Source organism: Vibrio sp. 1402 (genome assembly GCF_033340275.1).
Window position 1 is genome coordinate 1 of the sequence record NZ_JAWOWE010000627.1, and the last position, 538, is coordinate 538.

General features: G+C 44.2%; 1 pseudogene. It reads right to left on the reverse strand.

The window, feature by feature from the left end:
• Window positions 1–538 (reverse strand): annotated as a pseudogene (locus tag R7044_RS27625) (ketol-acid reductoisomerase); the annotation flags it as partial.

Below are 538 nucleotides of genomic sequence, written 5' to 3' on the forward strand. Positions count from 1 at the left end.
TAGCCACGTAGTTCTTCGCCAATGTATTCCACTGGGTGGTTACGGATAGTCTCGTTCACTGCGATAAGAGTCGCGTTATCCACTTGGTTAGACGTTTCGCCTAGGCCTTTACCAATAACATCTGTACCAACAGAAGGCATGAATTTCTCACGTAATAAAGGCGTTGCTACGTTAGCAAATAGGTAGTTACCGTATTCAGCCGTATCAGAGATAACCACGTTCATCTCATATAGACGCTTACGTGCGATAGTATTAGCAATCAACGGAAGTTCATGTAGAGACTCGTAGTACGCTGATTCATCGATGATTCCAGAAGCTGTCATCGCTTCAAATGCCAGTTCAACCCCAGCACGAACCATTGCAATCATTAGAATGCCGTTGTCGAAGTACTCTTGCTCAGAGATCTCAACGTCCGTTTCTGGGTAATTTTCAAATGCGGTTTCACCAGTTTCTGCACGCCATCCTAGAAGATTTTTATCATCATTTGCCCAGTCAGCCATCATGGTGCTAGAGAAATGACCAGAAATAATGTCGTCCA